This is a genomic window from Conexibacter woesei Iso977N, assembly GCF_000424625.1.
GTDB classification, from domain to species: domain Bacteria; phylum Actinomycetota; class Thermoleophilia; order Solirubrobacterales; family Solirubrobacteraceae; genus Baekduia; species Baekduia woesei_A.
The window spans coordinates 1,205,657-1,231,116 of record NZ_AUKG01000001.1 but is presented as its reverse complement, the minus strand read 5'-3'; the positions used below and the strand labels follow the sequence as shown (position 1 = coordinate 1,231,116).

The following is a 25,460-nucleotide window of genomic DNA, read 5'->3' as shown; positions in this document are numbered from 1 at the left end:
TTCTCTGTCGAAATGTCACACCACGCGCTCAACGCCGCCCGCCGCGCCACCGACCTGGAGGCCCTGCAACACACGCGCGGGCAGCCTCTCGACCTCCTGGTCATCGGCGGCGGCGTGACCGGCGCGGGCGTCGCGCTCGACGCCGCCGCGCGCGGCCTGAGCGTCGCGCTCGTCGAGCGCCGCGACCTCGCGCACGGAACGTCGCGGTTCTCCTCGAAGCTCGTCCACGGCGGCCTGCGCTACCTCGCGCAGGGCGCCTGGGGGATCGCGATGGAGTCCGCGCGCGAGCGCCACGTACTGCTGACCAGGACCGCGCCGCACCTCGTGCACCCGATCACGCAGGCGACGCCGTTCACGCCGCAGATCGACGGCAAGGGTGCGCGCATGCTGAGCATCGGCCTGCGCCTCGGCGACGGCCTGCGCCGCGCGGCCGGGACCTCAGCCCGCGACCTCCCGCGCGCGCGCCGCGCGCGGCCGGACGAGATCCTCGCGATCGCCCCCGGCGTCGACACCACCAACTTGCGCGGCGGCATGATCGCCCACGACGCGCAGCTCGAGGACGACGCGCGGCTGGTCGTCGGCCTGGCCCGGACCGCGGCGCTGCACGGCGCGCGGATCCTGACGCGCGTGAGCGCGGTGCAGGTCAGCGGCGACGGCGCCCGCCTGCGCGACGAGCTGACCGGCGCCGAGTTCGACGTCTCCGCCCGCGCGGTCGTCAACGCCACCGGCGTCTGGGCCGGCGAGACGACGTCCGACATCAGGCTGCGCCCGTCGCGCGGCACGCACCTCGTCGTCCCGCTCGACCGCCTCGGCGGCCTCAACGGCCAGCTCATCCTCCCGGTCCCGGGCGAGGCCGGCCGCTGGGTCTTCGCCATCGCTCAGCGCACCGGCGTGGCCTACGTCGGCATCACCGACGAGGAGCAGCCCGGGCCGATCCCGGACGTCCAGACCGCGCCCGAGAGCGACATCATGTTCTTGCTCGACACGCTCAACGCGACGCTCGCCACGCCGCTGACGCGCGCCGACGTCGTCGGGACCTACGCGGGCCTGCGCCCGCTGGTCGAGTCCGACGACGCGCGCACCGCCGACGTCTCACGCAGGCACGCGACGATCCGCCACGGCGGCGGGCTGGTCTCGATCGTCGGCGGCAAGCTCACGACCTACCGCCAGATGGCGCAGGACGCGGTCGACGCGGCGGTCGAGGCCGGCGGCCTGCAGAACGCCGCCGGCGACTGCCACACGCGCGACCTCCCGCTCGTCGGCGCCGCCCCGCGGGCGCAGCTTGCGCAGATCGACGCGCCGCGCCGCGTCGTCGACCGCCACGGCACGCTCGCGCCCGAGGTGCTCGCACTCGCCCAGGGCGACCCGTCGCTGCTCCAGCCGGTGCTGTCCCACCTCGACGTCCTCCAAGCCGAGATCCTCTACGCGGCCGCCTACGAGGGCGCGCTCGACGCCGACGACATCCTCGACCGCCGCACCCGGATCGGCCTGGTCGACGCCGACCGGCACAACGCTCGTCCAGTCGTGGAGGCGCTGCTCGCCGAAAGTGGTCAAGCTTCCGCAGCGTGACCGACGCGACCACGGAAGCCATCCTCGACGCCACCCGCGCCTCGGTCCTCGACTTCGGGATCCGGCGCACCACGCTGACCGACGTCGCGCGCCGCGCGGGCGTGAGCCGCATGACGGTCTACCGCCGCTACCCGGACGTGGACGCGGTCCTGCGCGACCTGATGACGCGCGAGTTCGGCGCCGCGATGGCCGAGGTCGCCAAGGACCTCCCCGGCGACGACGGCCGCGAGCGCGTGCTCGGCCACATCATGGCCTCGGTCGACGTCTTCCGGGGCAGCCCGTTGATGTCCAAGATCATCGAGGCCGAGCCCGAGCTGCTGCTGCCCTACGTGCTCGGCCGGATGGGCGAGACGCAGCGCGCCGCGGTCGGCCTGCTGATCGCCGAGATCGGCGAGGGCCAGCGCGACGGCTCGATCCGCCCCGGCGACGTCCGCGTCATGGCCCAGGCGCTGCTGCTCGTCGCGCAGTCCTTCGTCCTCTCCGGCTCGATCGCGGAGGACGTCTCACCGACCGCCCTGCGCGAGGAGCTGGAGCGGATCATCGCCGCGGTGCTGACGCCCTAGCGCCCGGTCGCGCGCTACGCGATCGCCTTCATGAACGTGATCGCGAGGACGAGCAGGACCAGGACCGCCAGGATCGCCGCGGTCCGCGCCGCCCAGTCGGCGTGCGTGGACTGCGCCTCGTGCGTGCGCGGGGCCCGGACCGGCGGCGCCGCGACGCCCGCGGGCTCGGCCAGCGCGCGGTCGCGCTCGTCTTCGACCACATCAAGTTGCTCCCGAAGCTGCCTCAGCCGCTCCTCCGCGCGCTCGCGCTCGCGGGCGGCCGCGCGCTCGGCGGCGGTCTCGTCCTCGGCGCGCGCCTGCTCGGCGGTGCGCTCGCTCTCGGCGCGGGCGGCGTCGCGCTCGGCGCGGGCGCGCTCGGCGGCCTGCTCGCCGTCGCGGCGGGCGGCGTCGCGCTCCTCCAGCGCCTGCTCGCGGCGGCGGGCGGCGCCGGCCGCGCGGGCGTCGCGCTCGTCGAGCTCCTGGCGCAGCGCGTCGCGCTCCAGCGCGAGCCTCTCCAGGCCGCTCAACGCGCTGTCACGCTCGTCCTTCAGCCCGTCGCGCTCGGCGCGCAGCCTCTCGGCGGTGCGCCCGGCGTCGCGCGTCGCGGCCTGCAGACGGTCCCGCTCGGCGCGCAGCGCTTCGGCGTCGCCGACGTCGGCGGCCACGCGACCCCGCTCGGCCCGCGCCTCGTCGCGCTCGCGCCGCGCGGCCTCGACGTCCTCGCGTTCGCGGCGCAGGAACGCGACCTCGGCCTCCAGGCGCCTGGTGTGCTCGGCGGTCGCGGCCAGCTCGGCGCGCAGCGCGTCGACCGGGTCGAGCGCGACCGTCACGCTGCCGTCGTCGGACTCGGCGGCGCGCGCCAGCGGGACGACGATCGACGGCGCGACCGCCAGCTCGGTCCGCGCGACGTCCGGCGGCTCGGCGCCCGTGCGGCCGTCCGGCCACGGGAACGCGGCGACCCACGGCTCGCCCTCGTTGGCCGGCCAGGGCTTGTGCTCGAGGGTCGCCAGCAGCGTCTTCTCGCCGCCCGTCGCCCCGTCGCGCACGACCAGCGCGGGGCGCACGAAGCGCACGCCGCGGACGCCCGACCAGGTCCCTTCCACCTCCAGGCGCGCGCCATCGACCGCCTCGAAGCGGGTCAGCGCGAAGTCCACGGTGGCGCCGTCCATGGCGCTTCGTATGCCCGGATCGGACGCCGAGCTACCGCCCGGCGCCGCCGAAGCCGCGCGACATGACGACGTCGAGCTGGTCGTCGGAGAGGCCTTCGGGCGCCAGCGGGGTGCGCTGCGCGCCGGCGCGGAGGCCGTCCAGGACGATCGCCAGGTAGCGGCGCCAGAGGTCCGGGGAGACGTCGCCGGCGTACTCGATCACCGACGTCAGCATCAGCTGGATCAGCGGCGTGTCGGTGATGTCGAAGTCGTCGCGCAGCGCGCCGGCGTCCTTCGCGCGGGCCACGAGGGCGGCGACGAGCGGCTTGATCCGGTCGCGCGCGCCGCTGACCCGCTCGTGGCCGTGGGCGGTGGAGAAGACGATCTCCTTGAGCGCCTTGTCGCCGCCGTGCAGGGTGATCGCGCGGTCCAGGAAGCAGACGAGCGCGTCCCAGGGATCGGGCGTCTCGGCGCACTCGGTGGCGATCTGGACGATCTCGTCGACCCGCGCCTCGAACAGCGCGTCGATCAGCGCCTCCTTGTCGGGGAAGCGGCGGTAGACGGTCCCGACGCCGACGCCCGCGCGCTCGGCGACGGCGTCCAGCGACGCGGCCAGCCCGGACTCGGCGAAGACCTCGCTGGCGGCGGCCAGGATCCGCTGGCGGTTGCGCTCCGCATCTTTCCGGAGCGGGCGATCGGGGGACTCGGCGGTGCTCACTGGTGCGCCATCGTACCAAAACCGGAGAGGGTTCCTCCAGTTTTGTGCTAGGCTGTCGATAGAGCGGAGGTAAGACCTCCACTTCACCCTCTCCCCTTGAGTCCACGAAAGACCTTCCTCTCATGACCTCCTCCTCACATCAGGACGCGCACCACGCGCGACGCTGGTGGATCCTCGCGGTCCTCGGCCTCGCGCAGCTGATGGTCGTCCTCGACGCGACGATCGTGAACATCGCGCTCCCCAGCGCCCAGCACGACCTCGGCTTCTCGGATGAATCGCGGCAGTGGATCGTCACCGCGTACGCGCTGGCGTTCGGCTCGCTGCTGCTGCTCGGCGGTCGCATCGGCGACCTGTTCGGGCGCAAGTGGGTGTTCATCGCGGGCCTCGCCGGCTTCGCGATCGCATCCGCGATCGGTGGTGCCGCACAGTCGTTCGGGATGCTCGTCGGCGCCCGCGCGCTGCAGGGCGTGTTCGGCGCGATGCTGGCGCCCGCCGCGCTGTCGCTGCTGACGACGACGTTCACCAACCCGTCCGAGCGCAACAAGGCGTTCGGGATCTTCGGCGCGATCGCCGGCTCCGGCGCGGCCGTCGGCCTGCTCATGGGCGGCGTGCTGACCGAGTACCTGTCGTGGCGCTGGTGCCTCTACGTGAACCTCGCGTTCGCGGGTGTCGCGGTGTTCGGCGCGGCGACGTTGTTGAAGAACATGCCGCAGGCCAACAAGCCGCGCCTGGACATCCCGGGCACGGTCACGGCGAGCGCCGGCCTGTTCGCGCTGGTCTACGGGTTCTCGCATGCGTCGGAGACCTCGTGGTCGAACGGCACGACGATCGGCTTCCTCGTCGCCGGCGTCGTCCTGCTGGCCGCGTTCGTGATGATCCAGCAGCGCGTGGCGCACCCGCTGCTGCCGCTCCGGGTCGTCCTGGACCGTGACCGCGGCGGCTCGTACCTCGCGATGGCGCTGAGCGCGATCTCGATGTTCGGCGTGTTCCTGTTCCTGACGTACTACCTGCAGCAGAACCTCGGCTTCTCGCCGATCAAGACCGGCCTGGCGTTCCTGCCGATGACGTTCTCCATCATGTTGACCGCCACGACGTCGCAGACGCAGCTGATCCCGCGCTTCGGCGCGCGGCCGCTGATCGGCGCGGGCCTGACGCTCGGCGCGATCGGGATGCTGCTGCTGACCGGCATCGGGATGGACTCGTCCTACGCGCTGCACGTCCTGCCCGGGCTCGTCGTGATGGGTCTCGGCATGGGCCTGATCTTCGCCCCGGCGATGTCGTCCGCCACGCTCGGTGTCGAGCCCAGCGATGCGGGCGTCGCCTCTGCGGCCGTCAACACGATGCAGCAGATCGGCGGCTCGATCGGGACCGCGTTGTTGTCCACCTTGGCCGCGTCGGCGACGACCCACGCGATCACCGACGCCGGCCCCGCCGCCGCGTCGAAGGCGGTCGTCGCGCAGGCCGCGATCCACGGCTACACGACCGCCTTCTACTGGTCGGCCGCGATCTTCGCGGTGGCCGCCGTGCTCTGCACCGCCCTCCTGCGCCCGGGCGTGCACGAGCCCTCCACCGTCGGCGAGCCCGTACTCGCCCACTAAGCCCGGATCGGGAGAGGGTCCGAGACCGAAGCGGCCGGCGAGGGTGTTCGCCGGCCGCTTCATTTTGGCGCGACCGCTTAGAACGACATGGTCGTCGCGGGCGACACCACGTAGGTCGCCGCCGTCATGCTCGTCGCGCCGTTCGGGAACGTGCTGGTGCAGGTGCTCCCGCTGACCGTCAACGCCTGCCCGCTCGCGCTGATGGTCAACGCGCCGGTCGTGTTGCTGTAGTTCGCAACCACGCTGCCCGAGACTGTGGCGTTGCACGTCGGGGCCGCGTTCAGGGACATCCTGCAGCTCAGGCTCGTCAGCGACAGCGGCGTGATGTTGCCCACCGTCGAGCCCGTGGCCCTTAGCACGCCCGTGTTCGTGCAGACGATCGTGACCGCAAGGCTCGCCTTCCTGCAGCCGGTGAACGCGAGCTGCATGTCGGTGCTGATCGTGGTCGAGCTGGCCCAGTTCCCGGTGAACGACCCGCTCGTGCAGGCGATCCCGGCGAACGTGACCGCCCCCGTCGTTCCGGTCTTGGCGCCAGGCGGGGTCACCGTCGCCCCCGCGGCAGCAGCGAGCGCCGCGGACAGGGCGACAGCCACCGCCGCGGTGGTGAGCAGGGATCGGACTCTGCGCATGACAACCTCCAAGGTTTGATGAACACTCAGAGTTTGCATGCGCGGTCTGTGTCCGACCAGAGCCAACGGGCAAGCGGCGGTTGCTCACCGGTGTAGCGTGAGTGATGTGAGTGCGACGATCACCGTGAAGGACAAGGCCGAGGCTGAGCGGTTCGAGGTGGCCGTCGACGGTGACGTGGCCGGCTTCGCGCAGTACCGGCGGCGGCCGGAGCTGATCGCATTCGTGCATACCGAGATCGAGCCGAAGTTCGAGGGGCAGGGGTTGGCGTCGAGGTTGATCGGCGCGGCGTTGGATGCATCCCGCGAGGAGGGGCTGGCGGTGTTGCCGTTCTGCCCGTTCGTCAACATCTACATCAACAAGCACCCGGAGTATGCAGACCTGGTCCCGGAGGCGTTCCGGGCGAAGTTCGGCTTGTAGCAGGACGAAGCGCCCGTCGGTCCGAAGCCGCGAACACCAGTCACTGTCGCTGAAACGCGACCATACGGCGGCCCACGCGTGCGGTGGCGCGCCCTCTATCAGCGCCGCCAGGGCCGCACATACGCTCACCGCGAAGACCACAACTCGCCGTGGTACGTGAGTCACGAAGCCGGGGGCCGCCCCACGACACGTTGTCCACGTTCTTGATCTTGCGGTTCGCCGCCCCGCGCACCGAACTTGGCAGCTTGTCTGACGGTTCTCGCGCAGCTCGTAGACGAAATAGCCTCCGACGCCGACGCCGACGCCGACGCCGACGCCGAGCGAGGAACCGACTTGAGCTTCGACTTGTCAGTTCGCGCGACGCGCAGACAGTCGTCTGCAGCGCCGAGGACATCCGCCCCAGGGTTAGTGGATGAGAAGAGCTGGCGCTTAAATGAAGGTGTCCCCGCTTATCAGCGGGGACACCCTTCACCGATTCCCTACATCAGGCAGCGATTGCCTGGGTCAGGGGGCAACGACGACCCTGGTTGCCGGCGAGACGCCGTACACCAGAGCGCCACCCGTGGCGTTCGTGAACGAGCCCGAGCCGGCCGGCAGCGTGGTGCAGGTGCTGGCCGGGATCGGCGTGCTCAGGAGCGCCTGGTTCGCGGTGTCGATCGTCAGCTGGCTGGAGGCGTTCGCGAAGCTGCCGTTCACGGTGCCCGTGACGTTGGTCGCGCACGTCGCGCTCAGGGTGATGCTGCAGCTGATGCTGCTGAGCGAGCCCCTGGTAACACCAGAGCCGTCGGTCAGAGCAGTGGCCTTGAGCACCGACGTCCTGGTGCAGCTGACGGTGACCGGGACCCTGCCCGGGACGGTGCAGCCGGTGAACGTCGGGGAGACGTCAGAGCTGATCGTCAGCGGCAGGGCGCCCGAGTTGTTCGCGAGGGTCGAGTTCGCGGTCGAGCTCGTGCAGTTGACGGTCGCCGTCGTCCTGGCCGAGGTCGTGATCGTCAGCTGAGAACCCGTCGTCGCCGTGGCGGTCTTGGCGCCCGGCGACGTGATGGTGGCGGTGGTCGCGCTGGCCGACGCGACGGACGCGAGCGACACACAGAGCACGGCCATGGGGAGCAGGGACTTACCGATTCGAGAAAGCATTTGATACCTCACTGAGAAATAGACACATACGACTGGAGACTTCGTAATGGACGTGCTTCTTGGCATTCCTCCCGTGCGCCATTGACGACGATGAAAGGAACCTAAGTGCTAGTGCCTTTCCCGACCAGAGCCGATCGGCTCTGGTCTGCCGTCTCGGCAGGGGCCGGGAGGCAGGGGCTCGAAAGCACGACCAAGTGAACGCCCCGCAAAGGCAGAGCGGGTCACCGTGCCCCCAACGCACGAGTGCCACGGCAGGCCGTGGCACTCGTGCGTCCGGTGGGGTTGCTACTTCTCGCTCAGCCCATCCCTCACGGCCGGGCGGTGACCGACTTCCGCACGGTAGTCGCCCTGCCGTGCCTGGGCGCAAAGCGCACCGTGACCCTGATCTGGAGCGATCCGTGGTGACGGAGGCGAGACCGCGCCGCGCTGGTCAACCTCGCCGCGATCGTGGCCGCGGTCGCTGACTTGATCGATCGACGCGACGTGATGAGACCGCCGCCCGACAAGGTCAGCCGACCGGCGCCGACACCACTGAGCCGCAAGGTGACCGCTCTCGACGACGCCTTCGATTGCGTCACGTGCGGCTTGCAGCCATCGACTGTCGCATTGGGATTCACCTCGAGGATCTTGCCGTTCTGCCCAGTGAGCTGAGCGTCGATCTCCTTGCTTCGATCGCACGTCCCCGGCTTGCCCGACACGACGATGATCCCGTGCTTTCCGCCCGTGATGTTGAGGTTGAACTCCGAAATCGGGGCATCTGGCAGGTTGTCGAACGTCGTCACGAGCCGGCTCAGGGAATCTACGTCGGAGCTCGCGTTGACGTCGATCGTCACGCCGTCAGCGCTCAACGGGATCCACAGCTTCGGCAGCGTCCTCTGCGTCCGGCCGCTGGCGGTCTTGCGAATGCCCTGCACGAAGTACACCGGACCGGTCAGCGTGTGCGGCAGGATGGACCTAGCGCTGGCCGATCCGACGATCGTGTTTCGTGGACACGCCCGTGCGTCGCGTTGAGCGGGGGTGCACAACGCCTCTGCGTTATCCGGATCCAGGGCCACGGAGAGCGGCAGCTTGACGGTGGCCTTCTCGAGGTTGGCGCCGCCACTCCCAGCCGTGAGCTTCGCCACGATTCCCGGGTGCTGTCCGTCGGTCGTCGCCCTACCGGTGAAGCGAAGCGCAAGCTTTTGCTTCATCGCAAGGTCGCTGCACCCGAGCGGTTGGAAGAGGGCCTGCCCCGTCGTGAGCGCGCCTTCGGCGCTTCCGAACTGACCCGTGATCGCCGACTTAGCGCAGCTGGTCGGGTTGAACATGAAGCCCGGCCGGTTGATCGCCACGACGACCTGGCGCAGGCGCAGCGGGATGCCGCGGAGGATCGTCGGCAGAGGATCCGCGACCACGGTGACGTGCGCATCGGTGCGGTCCACCGCGAGCGACGCCCGCACGACGACGTTGCCGAGGTCGAACGGCCCCGCCTGGCCGGCCGTCGGGACCACGATCGAGAGCCCGAAGGGCGCTCCCTTGTACGGACCCGTCAAGTACACCCTGCCAGTGAGGCCCAACGGCGCCGCTCCGGGTCCGCTCAAGGCCGAGACAGATCCGATCGAGCTCGCGTCCGCGCAGGTTCCCGCGCTGGCCGCAAGGTCCTGGCATTGCGGCACCGAGGCGATCCGTCCGAGCAGACCGGCCGGCAGCGAGGTGACGACGTTCTCCAGGGTCTGAGTCCGGTCGGGACGAGTCAAGGTGAACGTGAATGCCGTGTCCGCGCCTCCCTGCGGCGTCGACGTTCCCGCGCTGAACGAGGGCAGGAACGGGCGCCCGCCACAGCCGTCGTCGATCGTCATCGATCCGTTGCGGACCACCGGCGTGTCCGACGCCCACGAAGTGATCTCCGTGCTCACCGGATAGACGCCGCAGGTGGGAGGCGTCGCGAGTGGGGCTTGCGAACCGCCGCGGAACGCGAGGCGCAAAGCGCTGAACGGCAGCTGGGGGTTGTTGTCGAACGACGTCGTGAGCTGTCCCGTCACCGGATCGGCGTCGACCCTCCCGGGCAGCTTCAACACGAACCCTGGCCCCTTCGCGACGATGTACAGCGCCAGCAGCGAATGGAATGGGTTGTCGTCGGGCTGCGCCAGCACGATGTCGCCGGCGAGCGGTTCCGAGAGGAGCGGCGTGTCGATTTCGACAGAGCCGATCTTCGATGAGTCGGGACAGGACGGCACGTTGTTCGTGCCCAGTCCGATCTGCTCCGGCGTGCAGGCTCCGAGCCCCGCCGCCGAAGAGGGCGACACGGACATGCCGGGCGGCAACGTCACCTTGACGTTCTTGACATGAGCCTCGGCGAGGCCCGACGGTGAATCGTCCTGCGGCACGGTCAACACCACGTTCAAGCCCGTCGGGGCATCGGCCGTGTGCGAGAGGGGCTGAACATCGATCGACGGCTCGAACGCCAACCGCTCACATCCGTCGGTGACGAACGGCGTGCCATCCGGATCCGCCGTGAGGTCGACGGTCGAGAACTGCCCCGGCGCCTGCCATGAGTCCGCGCTCACAGTGATCCTGCGGGGTGTGTCCGTGCAGGACGTGGCGTTCGTCATGAACGCACGCGGTGCGGCCGCGCTCCTGGCTGAGAAGCCATTGGCGGCGGGATCCCATCGCTGGCCATCGTGAGCGCTGTTCGCCGGATCACCCCAGAACGTCAACTTCACTGACGCGATCGGAACGGCCTGCGAGATCTGGGTGCTCAACGCCGAGATGCCGTAGTCGTCGGGTCGAACCTCGACGTTGACGTAGACGGCCACTCCCAAGTAGACGAACGCGAACTGCGCCGGAGCATCCGCCGGTCGATCCATGTTGAACACGGCGGCGACCTGCGGCGTTGCCGAACCGTCACCCACATCGACCACGCCGACCTGCGTCTCGGGGGCACACCCCACACGACCAGAGACCAGGATGAGCGAACTTGCCCTGCACGTCGGCATCGCCGTCGGATTGCCGGTGACCCCGGTTGGAAGGTCGACCCGCACGTCCTTCGGGTTCGCAGCGAGAACGGGACGCCCGCCGCCCGGGGACGGCGACGACGGGAACTCGACGTACGTCGTCACGTCAGGATGCGCTCCGGCCTGACTCGAGAACGCCCCATCCGGGCCGGTGAAGGACATCCAAGCGTTCGTGATCCTGAAGCTGTCCTGAGCATGAGCTGTCGCTGCGCACGCCGTCATCGCCAGCGCGGCGAGGGCGGTCGCAAGGAGAAGCCGCTTTTCCACGAGCCAGTTCATCATTCCTACTTTCCGAGCGTACGGGTGAGCCTGGTCGTTGCGACCGATCCGAACGGAGGCGTCAGCGCGACCCTGACCGCCACCTTGACCTTGCGATGCGCGCGACGTGCCGCCTGGGTTGCCCTGGTGAGAGGCACCGACAGGGTGTAAACGCCGCTCTTGGTCGCCGACCGCTTCGTCGCGATCACGGTCCCACCCGAGGCGCGGATCCGTCCGCGGCCGGAGACCGACACGGTGATCCTCACGGTCTTGCTGGTGAACGAGGACCGCACCATCGTGATCCTGGCCCGCGCAGGCGCGGACGAAGCCCCCGTCGGCGCTCCGCCACTGGTCTGCGTGGGCGTAGCCGGCGAGCTCACGGGGCCAGGACCTGGCTCTCGACACTCGCTACCGCCGCATGCAGCCCGGGGCGGCGGCTGCGTCTGCTGGGCAATGCCTCCGCCGATACGAGCGTCGTACAGATCAGCGATGTCGTCCACGTCTTGATCAACGAGACGCTGGGACGTGACGAAGAACACATTGCTGCCATCAGGCGTCGCATCCGCGAACGTGGCGTCGTATGCGCGCGTTCCAGGGCTGATCAACGTCAAGCGCCCGGAGCGGTAAACGTAGACGTCGCGCGTTCCGTTCACGTCATTTGGCACCAGCGGATCCGTCGTGTCGAAGAACACTGTGCCGTCATCGTTCACAGCCATCGCTTGGTAGCGATCGAACGACGACTCAGAGCCCTGTCCCATCTGCGCGTCGCCCGTGGGGGCGGCACCATCGTCCCGACAGGACGGACAGCTCAACTGAGCGGTCTGCGTGTCGTAGAGGTACACCTCCAAGAATCCGCTGTTCGGGAACGAGGTGATCGGCTGTGCGCTTTGGAAGACGAAGTAGCGACCATTGTCGCTGCGATCGAGGCCCGCGGGGGGGACCTGCTCGACGCCGGCCGCCGCGAGAGACGTCGTCCCGCCGCTTTCGTAGTACAAGTTGCTGTTCGAGATGAAGACGAGATCGCCCGACTCTGGCCAGGCCGCGAGCGAGTTCTGCACATCCGTGGCCAACCAGCGGAGGCTTCCGGTGTCGACGTCGTATCGATAGGCCTTGCTCAAGAAGTCGTCGGGCGCGTCATCCGTGAGCGGCGAGTAACTGGTGAAAACGACGTAGCGTCCGTCCGCCGTGGCGCTGACGAACGTGGCGTCCACCGGCGTGGTCGGGTCGCCCGCGCGCTTGGACACCGAGATCGCGACGGTTCGGGATGCCCCTTCCCGTACGAACAGACCTTGGCCCAAGAGCTGGAAGAACACCCGCTGGCCGTCATCCGAGACCTGATGGGGATGACGGAGCGTCTTGTCCACGAAGCCGGTGGCGGTGACCGCCGGCGTGCCGTCAGGAAGGCGCGACACGAGTTGGAGTCCGGTCGACGCCGACCAAGAGTACATCGACTCCACGCCGTCCGTGGCACCCGGCGTCAGAGCGACGGATGTCACGAAGGCCACGGTGCTCAGATCAGCCGACGCGCCCACGAACTGGCGCGTCGCCGTTGTCTGCGTGAGCTCTTGGAAGAGCTGCGGGTCGGCCGACGTCGCGATCAGGGTGTAGACGTCGCTGCTGATGTCGTGGAGGTAGACGTTCCCATTGCCCGCCACGGCGTCGTCGGACAGCTTGTCGCGGCTGACTACGAGCGCACGCTGGAGATCGTCCGAAACGGCGAGCGTCGTGTAGAACATCTCGGCGTTGGCGTTCAGCTCGGGCGGATCCAGCTGGGTATTTGTCCAGCCCGTTGCTGAGCGGCCGGCCAAGATCTTCGGCGCGTAAGGCGTCGACTTCGCATCGGAGTAGTTCGCCTTCGCCGGCGTGTAGACCACGGCGTTTCCGTCGGTGCGTGCTTGCACGCCGAGGAACGTGATATCCACAGGAATGCCGTTCTTCCCCGACGGTGGGCTGACCATCTCGTAGTTGCGAGCGACCCCTGCAGCAGCACCATCCGTGACGAACGTCTCGTCCGCGCCGTAGGACGTGCCTACGGAGCTCGTCGCTACCAGGCGGTAGTGATACGTCTGACCGGCCGCGAGACCGGACACACCACGTGTGACGAAACGCGCGTCGTAGCTGTTTCCGGCGGCACCGCCGGACGCCGCGGGCACGCGACTCCCATACGCAGCCGTCGTGCCGTATTCGAAGTAATAGGTCGTTTGCAAGCCCAGCGCGTTGACCGTTCCGCCCAGCGTGGCCGTCGATGTCGTCACGGCAGTGGCCGAGCCGGTCGAGACGTCAGGAAGCGCGTCAGCGGTGCGCACGCTCGAGGTCAAAGAAGTGATCGTCGTCTGGGCGTCCGTCGCGACGATCCGGACCCTGTACGTGCTATGGGGTCGAAGGCCTGTCACATCTGCGGCGAAGTTCACCGTCGCCGGATTGCCGGGCGTCCCGGAGCCGTCACCAACGGGCTCGTCGGCCGTCGGTGGCCAGCTCGTGCCGTCGAGCGAGTACTCGAACCGGGCAGTCGTAGCCGATCCAACCGGGACGATCGTGCCAGTGAGATGCGCACTGCGCGCATCGCTGCTCACGACGTCGTCCGGGCGCACCGCCGGGCCTTCGGCCAAGACGTTGACGCCGACGGCCCCGAAGACCCCCAAGTACGGAACGGTCACCACGTACATCCGCCTGCTGGCACCACCGTCGATGGCGACGCCGACAGGGGGAGACTGCGAAGCGCCGGCGTACATGTCGTTCACTTCAGCGAGCTCGCCGCCTACGTAGACCCGCACGTGCCCCAACGCGGTGAGGTCGTTGTGCACGGTCACGAGGCGGTCGCCCGTGGGCCCGGCCGCCATCCGCATCGGCGTGTCATCCGCCTGCACGAGGGTGCGCTGGTAGTTGCCTCCGCTGTCGAAGGCAACGATGCGACTGCTTCCCCCGCCGAAGGAGAGATCCCCGCTGGAATCCAGGACGTACGTCGACGTCGAGGTCACGGCGACGTCGAGCAGGGTGTCGAAGGCTCCGCCCGGCGTGCCGGTGCCATCGATCGACGGCTGCACCCATCCGCCACTCGAGTTGTAGCGGCTCACGCGGTGGTTGGCACGATCGGCCACCAGCAGGTCGTGATTGGAAGGATCGACGGCGAGAGCCACGTCGAAGTCGGCGCCAACACCGCCGACCTGCCCTGGTCCGGATCCCGCCGCGGGGCTGGCGAAACCAAGGTCGCGCGTGTAGGTCGGGACCGGGGCTCCGTCGGAGACGTAGCGTGCGATCTTCGGCTGAACGGCGTCGCCACCGGCGACGTAGACGTCACCATTCGACTGGTCGATAGCAATGCCGGTGGGGTGGCTGATGTCAGCTGAGCCGAACTCCGTCAGGTAGTTCCCCAGCTGCGGAGCGGCGTCCGGTGAGAACACCTCCACGCGTCCTCCGTCGGAGTCCGCCACCAAGATGTTGCCCGTGGCGTCATCCACCGCAACATGCCCTGGATTAGTAAGCGTGCCCGGTCCGGTACCACCGGAGCCATCGGAACCAAACGAGCCGATCGGGCCATAGCCAGGTGTGAGCGGCAACGGCGCCCCGCTCGCGGCGGACGCCATCACGGCAACCGCCACCGCAGTTGCAACCACGCACGCGACGGTGCGGCGCACGCGCGTCTCGCGGACTGACCTGGTCCGCGCAATCCCAGTACCCACCTTGGACTCCTCCTAAGAAGCATGACGCCAGACGACAGACCGGCGGCTCGCGGCGACTATAACCATCCGTGTTTCCCATAGCAACCCGCAGCCGTCACACGACCGTCGCCGCTTCTCAACGGGTCCGCCAAGAACGAAGAAGGGCCGCCGCTTTCGCGACGGCCCTTCTGTCAGGACATGTGTTGCAGACGGAGCTGCGTTACTACCTGACGCTCGTGCGGAGGCCGTCGCCGTCCGCCACCTGCGAGTCGCCCTGCAGGATCGCGACGTTCCTGCCAGCCGCGGACGGCAGGCCTTCCCTGGAGTTCACAGCAGCCGTGATGAGCAGCTTGTCCAGCGGGAGGTAGCCGCAGTCCGACGCGGCGGGGACCGAGAAGGTGTTGTCCACCAACTTCGCCCCGGTCGCCGTAGCGACGTTGCCGTCCGGCGTCGTGCTGACGGCTCCGCCGTAACCCGTGATCGGCGCGGTACCCGCCGGCGGCGACGTCGTGCCGAGGGTGAGCCTCAGCGTCACCGGGCTGCCCGTGGACCCGATGTAGCAGTTCGGCCCGAGGAACGGGTTCTCGAGATGCACCCGGATCGGCAGCGTCAGGGTGACGCCGTCGTTGATCAGGAAGTTGAAGTAGTCGAACCTGACCGGCCCGGCCACCTCAGCCGTCGCCGTCACACCATTGGCCGACCTGACGGCGTTCTCGAATGCCTGCTCCAGCAGACCGAAGAAGCCGCCCGGATTCATGAGACCAAGCAGACCGCCGGGAACGTCAAGGCTCGTCCTGCTGAGGGTGACGCCGCCATTGGACGCGTCGTAGAACGTCGTGCCGAACGTGCTCGGGTCGAACTTGAAGCCGCCCTGGAAGATGATCGGCTTGTTGATCGGCACGGTCGCGTTACCGAGCTTGAACGACCCAGACGTGGTCGTCGAAAGCAGGCAACCGGTGACGGCCGCGTTCTGGTACGGGCAGTACTTGAACTGGGCGTACTCACCCGTCGGCGCGGACGCAACTGCGGACGTCGCCGACAAAGCTGCAGCGCCAACCGCGATCGCCGTAGCGACAAGCGGGCGCAGAGACTTCTTCATAGCTCCTCCTAGTATGGACAGGAAGCCAATATAAATGGCTGATTACTTGCGGATGTCCTCCCCTGACGACGGCCGCGGATCGCGACTGTAGTCCGTCCCAACGGGAATTGCAAACACCTCCGAGTGTGATCCTTATGGTATGTCGAACCGGCATTTACCCGGGGCCGTCGCGGGACGCACCAGGCACCCGACGTGGAGCGGCTTCTGACCGCCTAGGGCACTTTTCCCTTGAGATAAGAGGGATCGCGCTAGCCGTGACGCCCTCAAACCGCACGGCGTACCACGTCCCCGTTGAACTTCACAGCACTGTCACACCCGAAGCGGTTATTGGTTTGACGTGGATTGCGCGTGTAGGGAAACGCGCTGTGCCGCGCCGCTTCGTCGATGTTGCGCGCTAGATTTCGCCGCGGCCCGTTCGGGGACGTCCCCCAGGGGGACGCCTAGCGGCCGATGGCGGACTCGGTGCCGCCGAAGCGCTCGCGGAGGTCGCGCTTCAACAACTTCCCTGACGGGTTCTTGGGGAGCTCGTCGACGAAGTGGATGGACTTGGGGAGCTTGAAGGGTGCGAGGTGCTCGCGGGCGTGGGTCAGCAGCTCGTCCTCGGTGATCGGCTCGCGGGTCACGACGACCGCGGAGATCGCCTCGATCCACTTCGGGTGGGGTGTCCCGATCACCGCGACCTCGGCGACCGCCGGGTGGGTGTAGAGCGCCTCTTCGACCTCGCGGCTGGCGACCAGGACGCCGCCGGTGTTGATGACGTCCTTGACGCGGTCGACGACGAAGATGTAGCCCTCCTCGTCGATCCGCACCAGGTCGCCGCTGTGGAACCAACCACCGGCGAACGCCTCCTCGGTCGCCTCCGGCTTGTCCCAGTAGCCGGTGCACAGCTGCGGCGACCGGTAGAGCACCTCGCCGACGCCGCCGCTCGTCACGTCCTGGCCCTCGTCGTCGACCACCTTGATCTCCACGAACAACACCGGACGGCCGGCGCTGTCAGGCCGCTCGTCATGCTCCTCCGGACGCAGGACCGTCGCCAGCGGCGCGATCTCCGACTGCCCGAAGGCGTTGTAGAACCCGACGCCGTCCAGCGCGTCGCGCAGCCGCTGCAGCACCGGCACGGGCATGATCGACGCCCCGTAGTACGCCTTCTTCAGCGATGAGAGGTCGCGGGTGGCGAAGTCCGGGTGCTCGCCGATGGCGATCCAGACCGTCGGCGGCGCGAACAGCGAGGTGATGCCGTCGCGCTCGACACGCTCCAGGACGTCGGCGGGGTCGGGCTTCTCGACGACCCAGTTCGTCGCCCCCAGCATCAGGTAGGGCATCAAGAACGCGTGCATCTGCGCCGAGTGGTAGAGCGGCAGCGGGTGCAGCGGCACGTCGCGCTCGGTCATGTCCAGCGCGGCCACGCACGACACGTACTCGGCCACGAACGCGCGGTGGGTCATCATCGCGCCCTTCGGCGCCGCGGTCGTCCCCGAGGTGTACAACAACTGCACGAGGTCGTCGTCGGCGACCGGGATCGCCTCCAGCGACGGCACCTCGCCGGTCAGCGCCCAGGCCAGCACGTCGATCTTGCCGTCCACCCCGTCGCGCAGCGTGCCGGTCCAGGTGACGTCGCCGAGGGCGTCGCCGATCGCCTCCACCGCGCCCATCAGCCCGGGATCGGCGAACAGCGCGATCGAGCGCGCGTCGTTGATGATGTACGACAACTCGGCGCCGACCAAGTTGTAGTTGACGGGCACATGCACCAGTCCGGCCCGCGCGCAGCCCAGGTAGAGCAACACGTAGGCGTCGCTGTTCGTGCCATACGCCGCGACGCGCTCGCCCTTCCTCAGCCCAAGCTCCAGCAGCCGCCCGGCGACCCGCGAGACCGCGTCGTCGAGCTCCTCGTAGGTCCAGCGCCGCTCGCCGAAGATCAGCGCGTCACGCGTCGGCGTGCGCCGCGCGCTGCGGCGGATCAGGTCCGGGACGGTGCTGGATCGCGTCAGGTCGGCGGCCATGCCGCCGACCCTACTCCGCGACGGTCGAGCCGCGGACGATCAACCGCGACTCCAGCACGCGGTCGCGCGGGCGCCGGCCCTGGAGCTTGGCCAGCAGCGTCTCGAACGCCGCGGCGCCGAGCGCCTCGGCGTCGAAGGCGACGGTCGTCAGCGGCGGCGACATGAGCCGCGCCAGCTCGAGGTCGTCGAAGCCGACGACCGCGACGTCCTGCGGCACGCGCAGCCCGAGCTGGTGGCAGGCCGCCACGACGCCCGCGGCCAGGAGGTCGTCGTCGGCGAGGATCGCGGTCGGCCGCTCCGCGACCGGGACGTCGAGCATCGCGCGCGCCGCGGCGATCGTGGAGTCCGCGTCGAACGCGGTCGTCCCGACCGCCTGCGCCGCCGGGTCGGCGCCGATCGCGCGCAGGTGCTCCGCCCACGCCGCGTGGCGCAGGTCGAACGTCTGGCCGCCGTGCAGGTCGCCGGCCTCCAGGCGCAGCGAGCCGATCCGGGTGTGGCCGAGCTCGACGAGGTGGCGCATCGCGGCGTCCGCGCCGCCCTCGGAGTCCAGCCGGACGAACGGCAGCCCCTCCTCGACCGACTCGACCATGACGACCGGCGGCGCGCCGGGCGCGCGCATCGCCTCCGACGGGACGGCCGCGAAGTACAGGAAGCCGTCGATCGCGCCGTCGCGCAGGGCCTCGACCGCCGCGTCGCCGCGGCCGTAGTTGTCGTCGATCAGGACGACGACGTGGCCGGCCTCCGACGCCGCCTTCTGCGCACCGCGCAGCGTGCGGCCGAAGAACGGGTGCGTGACGTCGCGGACGACCAGCCCCACCGCGCTCGCCGTCCCGGACCGCAGCGCGCGCGCCGCCGCGTTCGGGCGGTAGCCCAGCTCGGCCGCGGCCGCCCGGACCGCCTCGACCGTCGCCGCGCTGATCCGCCCGCCGGCCTTGCCGGAGAAGACGAGCGACACCGTGGTCTGCGAGACCCCGGCCTTCTTGGCGACGTCGACGCTCGTCACCTTGCGCGACCTGCTGGACGCGGCGCCGGAGACCGGGCGCGAGCTCTTCGAGTTCGTGGCGATGCCGTGGATGCAACCACGCCACGCCGACGCCGTGCGGTGCGCGCCCTGACGGAGCGCCTCAAGGAATTTCGGCAGCAGGCGAGTAATACGTAGTACAGTGATACGTATGACCTCTCCCCACCTCCGTCGTTCATCCAGCCTCCTGGCCCGCAGCGCGGTCGCGGCCGTGCTCCTCGCGGGCGGCGCCACCGCCGCCGTCGCCGCCACCCAGGACGCCGCCACCGCCACCGCGCACGCCCCGAAGGTCGCCGTCCTGGCGGGCTCCGACGCCGCCGCCAGCCAGGTCGGCGCGATCGCCCCGATGCACGCCACGGTCGTCACGACCGGCGGCGCGCTCGAGACCCAGGCCCAGGCGACCAAGCTCGCCGCCGAGGGCTACGACACCGTCATCGCCGTCGGCGCCCAGGCCCGCGCCGCGATCGCCCAGGCCCAGGCCGGCGAGGTCGGCGCCGACACCAGCTGGCAGACCGCCCACTAGGGGTTCCCCTGATGTGGCGCGCGGCCACTCCCGGCACGCTGCGCCACATGCATCTCCCCTCCTCCCCCAAGCTCCTCGCCGCGGCGCTCGCCGGCGCCGCAGCGCTGGTGGCGGTCCCCGCCGCCGCCAACGCCGCCGTCACCGTCTCCTCCGACGGCCAGACGATCACGGTCTCCGGCACCGACGCGCCCGAGACCATCGACCTCACCTACTACGACGGCGCGATCAGCTTCGGCGGTCCCGTCGCGGCCGGGGCCGGCTGCAACGGCGACGGCCAGGTCTCCTGCCCGGCCACGCCCGGCGGCGTCAACGTCGCGATGGGCGGTGGCGACGACATGGTCCACTCCTACATGGCCGACGCGCCGTCGCAGCCCTACGTCCGCGCCGACCTCGGCGCCGGCAACGACTTCATGGAGGGCTACGGCTCCGAGGTCGTCCAGGGCGGCCCCGGCAACGACAAGCTCTCCGGCCTGACCGGCGACGACGCCCTCGACGGCGGTGACGGCAACGACACGCTCCAGGGCGACGCCGGCGCCGACGCCCTCCACGGCGGCAACGGCGACGACACGCTCGCGTCCGACCCGATGGAGCACGACGCGCCCGACGTCATCGACGGCGGCCCCGGCCGCGACTCGATCACCGACTGGATGCGCGGCGACCCCGCGACCGAGCAGCTCGTGACGGTCACCCAGGACGGCGTCGCCGACGACGGCTTCCCGGGCGAGGGCGACAACGTCACCAACATGGAGCTCGTCGAGTCCTACGGGTCGCTGCGCTACGTCGGCACCGACGGCGACGACATCGCCTCGGCCTCCGAGGTCGGCAACCGCGCCGAGCTGACCGGCAAGGGCGGCAACGACCAGCTCAAGGGCTCCGACAGCGACGACGCGATCGACGGCGGCCCCGGCGCCGACACGCTCACCGGCGGCTACGGCGACGACACGATCGTCGGCGGCCCCGGCCCGGACAGGATCGCCGGCGACCGCGACGGCCGCTGCAACGAGCTGCACTGCGACCTCTCGCCCGGCTCGTCGTCGGACACGATCGACGCGCTCGACGGCGAGGCCGACACGATCTCCTGCGGCCCCGGCCAGGACAGCGTCAAGGCCGACCCCCAGGACACGGTCGCGCCCGACTGCGAGACCGTCACCCGCGGCGCGGCCGCCGGCGGGGCCGCGCCTGGGACCACCGGGACCGGCGCAGGCGCCAAGGGCACCAACAACGCCGGCGCCAAGCCCACGAAGACCACCAAGAAGCTCACGCTCCCCGCCCGCGCCACGCTGCGCGCGCTGCTGAGCGCCAAGGGCCTCACGGTCACCGTCACCCACCGCGCTCCCCGCACCAAGACCACCATCACGGTCAGGCGCGGCACGACGGTCGTCGCCAAGGGCAGCGCGAAGGCCGACGCCGCCGGCACCGCCAGGGTCACCGTCCACGTCACGGCCGCCGGCAGGCGCGCCCTGCGCAAGGTCAAGCGCGCCAAGCTCACGTTCGCCGCAGGCGCCGATCGTGTCGCGTTGACGCTCAAGCGGTAGAACCGACCAGGTTCGGGCTGCCTGATCACATCGGCAGCCTGAGCACGTCGAGTCGCCCGATCGGGTGCGATTCGCCACCCAGTTGTGATCTTCCGCCGCCGTGCGGTGTCTCAGCGTTCCAAGAGCCCGGTCGTGCCGTCATCCTCAGCCCACAGGACGGCGCGGCCGGGTTCTTTGCCGGTCACGCACCGAATCCAATTTCAACGCTGCGCTTGCTCCCAGCAGTGAGGACCGTTACAGTGCCGCCGCGCTACCTCATCGCGCGATGAACGGTCCGACCCCATCCCCGCCAAGCCCGTGCCTGTCCCCCAGCACGCGAGCCCGCGACTAACGCGCGCCGGCGTCGTCGACCGGCGCGTCGGCGATCGCTTCGAGCGCCTCGACCAGGCGCTGCCAGCCCTGGTAGCGCACGGCGTAGATCCGGCGCATGAGGTTCGGCGCTGCGATCGCCGGCTCCTCGCGCACGAGCGCGATCAACCCGGCGGCGGCCATCGCCCGCATCGCGTGATTGACGCGATCGAACGGCTCACCGAGGTCCTCGGCCATCTCGGTCGGGCTCCGGGGCCGTTCTTCGAGCGCGAGCAGGATGGGAAGACGTACTGGATGGCGAAGCTCCGCCAGCAGTGCCGCCGCTTCATCGGACAGACCGTTCACGAACTCACTCAACCCGCCACGACAACAGGAGCCTGAATCCAATGGCGACCAAGCGCCAGCAGCAACAGCGCCGCAAGACCCTGCGCCCGCACCCGACCCGCGACCAGATCGTGGACGCGATGCGCAGCTACGGAGAGCCGATCAGCCCGACGCGGCTGTCCGAAGTGACCGGCAACACGCTCGGCGCGGTCGCGTACCACGTCCGGACGCTGCTGTCGGCGGGCGTCGTCGAGCTCGCCGAGGAGGGCCGCGTCCGCGGCGCCGTCGAGCACTTCTACGCGCTCGTGCCCGACAACGAGGCCGACCTCAACGACCCGCTCGTCGGCCTGCAGAAGCTCTGCGGCGTCCTGACGCTGCCGAGCGCCGACGGTGGCTACCCGGTCCCGGTGATCCTGGACGGCGAGGCGCGCGAGGGGCTGCAGAAGCTGCTCGACACGCTGCGCCCGAAGGTCCAGAGGATCGTCCGCGAGTCCGCCAAGCGCACCGGCGAGGGCTGACCGCTTCACCGGCGCACGTCCGCCGCTCATCCTCGTCCACCGCTGATCCCGATCATGGCTTGCTCGACCTAAGAGTCCGAGGGTGCCACAGCTGTGACCACCTTCAGGCCACGATCGGTTTCTAAACCCCTTAGCGGTGTGCGAGGATGAGCCGCGGATGCGCCGGCTGCTGAGACTCGGAGGGGGACGGACGCGGCCGGGGTTCGTCCGGGCACGCGCCGACCCGTCGGCGTTCGCCGACGTCTACCTCGAGCACCACGACCACGTCCTGCGCTGGTTCGCGCGGCGGACGTTCGACCCGGAGACCGCGTTCGACCTGATGGCCGAGACGTTCGCGGAGCTGTTCGCGCACATCGGCGAGTTCCGCGGCGAGACCGAGGAGCAGGGGCGCGCCTGGATGTGGACGGTCGCGCGCCACCAGCTCTACCGCTGGCGCGAGCGGGGGACCGTCGAGCGCCGCTGCCTGGAGCGGATCGGCGTGCCGGTCGCGTCGCTGGGGCCCGCGGAGTACGAGCGGATCGAGGAGCTCGCCGACCTGCAGCGGTTGGCGCCGCTGCTGGAGCGCGCGCTGGACGGGCTCGGCTCCGACCAGCGCGAGGCGCTGCGCCTGCGGATCCTGGAGCAGCGCGAGTACGACGCGATCGCGCGCGAGCTGGGCGTCGGCGCGCAGGTGGTCCGGGCGCGCGTGTCGCGCGGGCTGCGGCAGCTCGCGCAGCGGCTCGACGGCGCGGAGGAGCTGGCGCCGACGCCTGCTCCCGCGGTCCCGGCGGCGTAGGCCGCAGCGTTTCGTCCGCAAGCTCCGGGGAGATCGCGCCCGAGCCGACGGCACGCCCATCTACCCTGGGACGCATGGCCCCCGACGACCACGACCGCGCCCTGGAGGACTGGGTGCTGGCGAAGGTCGCGGGCCTGGATCGCGAGGGCCTGCGCTTCGGCCTCGGCGTCCGCGAGCTGCCGGTCCCGGGCGTCGCGGAGGCCGCGGCGCTGGACGAGCGCGTCGTCGGCGTCGTGCTGGACCGCCTGCGCGCGCGGGGCCTGGTCCGGGCGGTCGACGCCGACCCGCCGCGCGTCACGCTGACGCCGGAGGGACGGCGGGGCGCGGTGGCGGTCGAGCTTCCCGAGACCGCGCCGGAGGTCGACGCGTCGCGCTTCGTGTTCCTGCGCCCGTCCGGACCCCCGGAGCGCCGCGGCGCGGCCGAGGAGGTCTGCGACTTCGACCCGTCGCGCCGCCGCGGCACGATGGACCCCGGCGAGCACTGCGACGGCTCGGGCTGGATCGTCGACGACGGCGCGGCGCGCGCCGCGCGCGCCTGCCGCTGCCGCCCGCTGAGGATCGCCCGCGCGCGCGACCGCCGCCTCGGCGGCACGATCACGCCGGAGATCCGCAACTTCGCGCTGGCGTCCTCGCTGCACCCGGAGCTGCACCCCGCGCTGCACAGCGTCGTCTCGGCCTGGACGTCGGACATCGATCGTCATCTGGACGACGGTCGCGGCCTGTGGATGACCGTCGCGCCGTGGGACCGCCAGGCCGCGGCGACCGCCGCCGCCGCGCAGCTCGACGACGCCTACACGCCGCCGCGCTCGCAGGAGGACTTCGAGGCCGCGACCGCGCGCGCCGGGCGGCTGCTCGACACCGAGGCGGTCGCGCAGGCCGGCGCGACCGAGCGCGGCTCACGCGCCGGCGGCGAGCTGAGCCTGATGGAGGTCCAGAGGATCGCCCAGACCGCGGCCGGCAGCGCGGCGGCGGCGATCGCCCGCGCGGCCGCGATCGCGGGGCGCAGCGCGGCGCTGTACTCGCTGTCGTCGCTGTACCGGTCGCTCGTGTACCTGTCGAAGTTCGGCGGCTACCGCGAGCGGCTGGAGGCGCTGCAGCAGTGCGACCTGCTGGTGTTGGTCGGGATCGACGTCGGCGTCATCGAGCGCGCCCCCGGCTGGCAGCGCGGGTGGCTCAGCGAGCAGCTCGAGCTGATCGGCCACGGCCGCTACGACCACCGCCGCGCGACCGTGATCGTCTCCACCGGCTGGCCGCTGGCCGACCTCGAACGCGCGCTCTCGCCCGAGACCTTCCACCGCCTATCCTGCGCCGCCGGCGAACCGCTGCTCGGCAGCCGCCCACCCGAGAGATCCCATGCTTGACCCCGACTTCGATTGCCCCCACGGCTGCGACGCCAACGGCTTCCTCTTCGACGAGGTGACGCGCAGCGCGTACCCGTGCTCGTGCCGCGAGGAGCGGCTGCGGCGGCGGATGCACGCCGACATGGAGGACAACGTCGGGCGCTATGCGCCGTCGCGGTTCCAGAACTTGAGCTTCGACGCGCTGCCGCTGAGCGGGATCGCCGAGAACCACGGCGCGGCGGCGGGCACGGTCCGGCGCTTCACGTCCGGGATCGAGGCCAACGTGCGCGCGGGGCGCGGGCTGTGGTTGTTGGGGAACAAGGGGACCGGCAAGACGACGCTGGCCTACTACGTCGCCCAGCAGGCGCGCGTGGCCGGGTTGTCGGTGTTGACGCGCAACACCACCGACTTGCTCAACGAGCTGCGCGAGTCCTACAAGCCGGACGCGCAGCCGACGACGCGCGAGATCATCAACGCGGTCACGCACGTCGACCTGCTGCACCTGGAGGACGTCTCGGTCCCGCGGCCCAACGACTGGGTCCTGGAGCAGCTGTACACGATCGTCAACCGCCGGTACGAGTACAACAAGGCGATCGTCTTCACCTCCGACACGCCCTTCGGCGAGAAGATCAACCCGGAGTCGCTCAGCGACCACGTCGGCGGCCGCACGTTCTCCCGCCTGGTCCAGATGGTCGGCGAGCCCCTGCTGCTGACCGGCACCGACTACCGGATGCAGGTCGGCGCCTAGCGCGATCCTGCGGGGTTCGCCGCGAACAGCGCGCGGACGGACGGCTGCAGCACGGCGACCGCGTCCCTGCGCTTGAGCGCGCCGGCGCGGACCTCGTCGCCCGCGGTGTGCATGAGCGCGAAGTAGGAGGAGACGAGCCAGCTCTCGGGCAGGTCGGTCCGGAAGGCGCCTTCGCGCTGACCGCGGGCGACGAGGGCGCCGATCGGCGCTCTGAGGGCGGTGTGCGCACGGTTCATCGCCTTGGGCGGGAGCTGGTCGGCGCTGGCCTGGGCGATCGCGCCGTGGCGGTCGAGCTGCTGCCAGCCAAGTTCTACAAGTCGGTCCAGCGCCTCCAGCGGCGGGCCGTCGTCGAGCTGGGCGCGCTCGACGACCTCGACCGCGTGGTCGATCGCGCGGGTCGCGACCGCCTCGACCAGGGCCGCGCGGGTCGGGAAGTGCGCGTAGACGGTCGGGCGCGAGACGCCGGCCTCGGCCGCGACGGCCGAGGTCGACGCCGCGTCGCCGCGCGCCAGCAGCGCGGCGGCCGCGTCGAGGATCCTCTCGACGTTGCGCTCGGCGGTCGCGCGGCGGTGGTCGGTGCTCGGCACTCCCGGAGACGC

21 protein-coding genes are annotated in these 25,460 nt (G+C 70.4%); 12 read left to right on the top strand and 9 right to left on the bottom strand.

From position 1 onward, the window contains the following. The first annotated feature begins 12 nt into the window (after positions 1 to 12). Both H030_RS0105970 and H030_RS0105965 read left to right on the top strand, forming a co-directional pair. Positions 13 to 1,569 (top strand): glycerol-3-phosphate dehydrogenase/oxidase, encoded by a 1,557-nt coding sequence (locus H030_RS0105970; RefSeq protein ID WP_027005453.1) that lies wholly within the window; start codon positions 13 to 15, stop codon positions 1,567 to 1,569. After that, positions 1,566 to 2,132, top strand: coding sequence for a TetR/AcrR family transcriptional regulator (locus H030_RS0105965; RefSeq protein ID WP_027005452.1), 567 nt, complete (start codon positions 1,566 to 1,568; stop codon positions 2,130 to 2,132). Before H030_RS0105970 ends, H030_RS0105965 begins: the two co-directional genes overlap by 4 nt. Positions 2,133 to 2,146: 14 nt before the next feature. Here H030_RS0105965 and H030_RS36440 read toward each other — a convergent pair whose 3' ends face one another. After that, complete coding sequence (locus H030_RS36440) at positions 2,147 to 3,280, bottom strand: hypothetical protein (RefSeq protein ID WP_027005451.1); 1,134 nt, start codon at positions 3,278 to 3,280, stop codon at positions 2,147 to 2,149. A gap of 31 nt (positions 3,281 to 3,311) precedes the next feature. Continuing rightward, a complete protein-coding gene (locus tag H030_RS0105955) occupies positions 3,312 to 3,977 on the bottom strand; it encodes a TetR/AcrR family transcriptional regulator (RefSeq protein WP_027005450.1) in 666 nt (221 codons plus the stop codon). A gap of 122 nt (positions 3,978 to 4,099) precedes the next feature. On the opposite strand from H030_RS0105955, the gene H030_RS0105950 reads away from it, so the two are divergent. From H030_RS0105950 to H030_RS0105930, 4 genes are all read left to right on the top strand, one after another. Further along, complete coding sequence (locus H030_RS0105950) at positions 4,100 to 5,575, top strand: MFS transporter (RefSeq protein ID WP_027005449.1); 1,476 nt, start codon at positions 4,100 to 4,102, stop codon at positions 5,573 to 5,575. A 255-nt stretch (positions 5,576 to 5,830) separates the two neighbouring features. Further along, positions 5,831 to 6,223: a hypothetical protein gene (locus H030_RS0105940; protein WP_027005448.1), complete on the top strand. Its 393-nt coding sequence runs from the start codon at positions 5,831 to 5,833 to the stop codon at positions 6,221 to 6,223. An 87-nt stretch (positions 6,224 to 6,310) separates the two neighbouring features. Continuing rightward, complete coding sequence (locus H030_RS0105935; protein WP_196809015.1) at positions 6,311 to 6,622, top strand: GNAT family N-acetyltransferase; 312 nt, start codon at positions 6,311 to 6,313, stop codon at positions 6,620 to 6,622. 562 nt (positions 6,623 to 7,184) lie between these two features. Next, entirely contained in the window at positions 7,185 to 7,622 is a 438-nt protein-coding gene (locus tag H030_RS0105930) for a hypothetical protein (protein WP_027005446.1), read from the top strand. A gap of 445 nt (positions 7,623 to 8,067) precedes the next feature. Here the strand turns inward: H030_RS0105930 and H030_RS0105920 are convergent, their stop codons facing one another. From H030_RS0105920 to H030_RS0105900, 5 genes are all read right to left on the bottom strand, one after another. Next, positions 8,068 to 11,034, bottom strand: coding sequence for a hypothetical protein (locus H030_RS0105920; RefSeq protein WP_027005445.1), 2,967 nt, complete (start codon positions 11,032 to 11,034; stop codon positions 8,068 to 8,070). A gap of 2 nt (positions 11,035 to 11,036) precedes the next feature. Next, the gene (locus H030_RS0105915) at positions 11,037 to 14,645 is read right to left on the bottom strand and encodes an NHL repeat-containing protein (RefSeq protein WP_155891862.1); all 3,609 of its coding nucleotides are present in this window, start codon (positions 14,643 to 14,645) and stop codon (positions 11,037 to 11,039) included. A gap of 247 nt (positions 14,646 to 14,892) precedes the next feature. Next, positions 14,893 to 15,768 carry a hypothetical protein gene (locus tag H030_RS29660; RefSeq protein ID WP_231398372.1) on the bottom strand — a complete coding sequence of 292 codons (876 nt, stop codon included), beginning with the start codon at positions 15,766 to 15,768 and terminating at the stop codon, positions 14,893 to 14,895. 440 nt (positions 15,769 to 16,208) lie between these two features. After that, positions 16,209 to 17,768, bottom strand: a complete 1,560-nt coding sequence (locus H030_RS0105905; RefSeq protein ID WP_027005443.1) for an acyl-CoA synthetase — start codon at positions 17,766 to 17,768, stop codon at positions 16,209 to 16,211. Positions 17,769 to 17,778: 10 nt separating this feature from the next. Continuing rightward, entirely contained in the window at positions 17,779 to 18,771 is a 993-nt protein-coding gene (locus tag H030_RS0105900) for a LacI family DNA-binding transcriptional regulator (protein ID WP_027005442.1), read from the bottom strand. A gap of 169 nt (positions 18,772 to 18,940) precedes the next feature. Here H030_RS0105900 and H030_RS39545 point away from each other — a divergent pair, with 169 nt between their 5' ends. Together H030_RS39545 and H030_RS0105885 are read left to right on the top strand one after the other, a co-directional pair. Then, a complete protein-coding gene (locus H030_RS39545; RefSeq protein ID WP_196809014.1) occupies positions 18,941 to 19,312 on the top strand; it encodes a hypothetical protein in 372 nt (123 codons plus the stop codon). A gap of 47 nt (positions 19,313 to 19,359) precedes the next feature. Beyond that, entirely contained in the window at positions 19,360 to 20,847 is a 1,488-nt protein-coding gene (locus H030_RS0105885) for a calcium-binding protein (RefSeq protein ID WP_196809013.1), read from the top strand. 327 nt (positions 20,848 to 21,174) lie between these two features. Here the strand turns inward: H030_RS0105885 and H030_RS38265 are convergent, their stop codons facing one another. After that, entirely contained in the window at positions 21,175 to 21,513 is a 339-nt protein-coding gene (locus H030_RS38265; RefSeq protein ID WP_196809012.1) for an ArsR/SmtB family transcription factor, read from the bottom strand. A 29-nt stretch (positions 21,514 to 21,542) separates the two neighbouring features. Between H030_RS38265 and H030_RS0105875 the strand changes: the two genes are divergently transcribed. The 4 genes from H030_RS0105875 to H030_RS0105860 all read left to right on the top strand — a co-directional run bounded on the left by H030_RS0105875 (position 21,543) and on the right by H030_RS0105860 (position 24,861). After that, complete coding sequence (locus H030_RS0105875) at positions 21,543 to 21,998, top strand: transcriptional regulator (protein ID WP_027005438.1); 456 nt, start codon at positions 21,543 to 21,545, stop codon at positions 21,996 to 21,998. A 157-nt stretch (positions 21,999 to 22,155) separates the two neighbouring features. After that, on the top strand, positions 22,156 to 22,773 hold the full coding sequence (locus tag H030_RS0105870; protein ID WP_155891859.1) for an RNA polymerase sigma factor: 618 nt from the start codon (positions 22,156 to 22,158) through the stop codon (positions 22,771 to 22,773). Positions 22,774 to 22,847: 74 nt separating this feature from the next. After that, positions 22,848 to 24,134: a hypothetical protein gene (locus tag H030_RS0105865; protein ID WP_027005436.1), complete on the top strand. Its 1,287-nt coding sequence runs from the start codon at positions 22,848 to 22,850 to the stop codon at positions 24,132 to 24,134. Then, positions 24,127 to 24,861, top strand: coding sequence for an ATP-binding protein (locus H030_RS0105860; RefSeq protein WP_027005435.1), 735 nt, complete (start codon positions 24,127 to 24,129; stop codon positions 24,859 to 24,861). The genes H030_RS0105865 and H030_RS0105860 overlap by 8 nt, the downstream gene beginning before the upstream one ends. On the opposite strand, the gene H030_RS0105855 is transcribed toward H030_RS0105860, so the two are convergent. Next, the gene (locus H030_RS0105855; RefSeq protein WP_027005434.1) at positions 24,858 to 25,448 is read right to left on the bottom strand and encodes a TetR/AcrR family transcriptional regulator; all 591 of its coding nucleotides are present in this window, start codon (positions 25,446 to 25,448) and stop codon (positions 24,858 to 24,860) included. The genes H030_RS0105860 and H030_RS0105855 overlap by 4 nt on opposite strands. Positions 25,449 to 25,460: the final 12 nt, after the last annotated feature.

Bases quoted from the DNA above. Each gene is read 5' to 3' on its own strand.
- H030_RS0105970 (WP_027005453.1), top strand. From the start codon at position 13: ATGTCACACCACGCGCTCAACGCCGCCCGCCGCGCCACCGACCTGGAG.
- H030_RS36440 (WP_027005451.1), bottom strand. From the start codon at position 3,280: ATGGACGGCGCCACCGTGGACTTCGCGCTGACCCGCTTCGAGGCGGTC.
- H030_RS0105950 (WP_027005449.1), top strand. From the start codon at position 4,100: ATGACCTCCTCCTCACATCAGGACGCGCACCACGCGCGACGCTGGTGG.
- H030_RS0105920 (WP_027005445.1), bottom strand. From the start codon at position 11,034: ATGATGAACTGGCTCGTGGAAAAGCGGCTTCTCCTTGCGACCGCCCTC.
- H030_RS29660 (WP_231398372.1), bottom strand. From the start codon at position 15,768: ATGAAGAAGTCTCTGCGCCCGCTTGTCGCTACGGCGATCGCGGTTGGC.
- H030_RS0105905 (WP_027005443.1), bottom strand. From the start codon at position 17,768: ATGGCCGCCGACCTGACGCGATCCAGCACCGTCCCGGACCTGATCCGC.
- H030_RS39545 (WP_196809014.1), top strand. From the start codon at position 18,941: ATGACCTCTCCCCACCTCCGTCGTTCATCCAGCCTCCTGGCCCGCAGC.
- H030_RS0105885 (WP_196809013.1), top strand. From the start codon at position 19,360: ATGCATCTCCCCTCCTCCCCCAAGCTCCTCGCCGCGGCGCTCGCCGGC.
- H030_RS0105875 (WP_027005438.1), top strand. From the start codon at position 21,543: ATGGCGACCAAGCGCCAGCAGCAACAGCGCCGCAAGACCCTGCGCCCG.
- H030_RS0105870 (WP_155891859.1), top strand. From the start codon at position 22,156: ATGCGCCGGCTGCTGAGACTCGGAGGGGGACGGACGCGGCCGGGGTTC.
- H030_RS0105865 (WP_027005436.1), top strand. From the start codon at position 22,848: ATGGCCCCCGACGACCACGACCGCGCCCTGGAGGACTGGGTGCTGGCG.
- H030_RS0105860 (WP_027005435.1), top strand. From the start codon at position 24,127: ATGCTTGACCCCGACTTCGATTGCCCCCACGGCTGCGACGCCAACGGC.